The 231-nt window shown below is 37.7% G+C and carries 1 protein-coding gene; it reads left to right on the top strand.

The features are described 5' to 3' along the window. A partial coding sequence (locus cpu_RS13735) for an IS110 family transposase (protein WP_501161800.1) occupies positions 1-231 on the top strand: 231 nt, incomplete at both ends.

Below are 231 nucleotides of genomic sequence, written 5' to 3' on the forward strand. Positions count from 1 at the left end.
TGAAATTGTTTCTAAACGCCAGAAGTTTTCTAATGATAATCCTGGCCTTGAAGCTTTGATTAATCTTGTCCTCGAAATTTGCCATTCTAATAGCTTTGAGCGTGTTGTTATTGGATTGGAGTCTACTTCAGTCTATAGCTGGCATTTGCAAATGGGTCTTGCTTCTAATTATCAGCTGGCAAGTTATCACTGCCAGGTTTATAGCTTTAACCCTAAGGTTGTTGCTAATTT

This window comes from Carboxydothermus pertinax (assembly GCF_001950255.1).
GTDB classification, from domain to species: Bacteria; Bacillota; Z-2901; order Carboxydothermales; family Carboxydothermaceae; genus Carboxydothermus; species Carboxydothermus pertinax.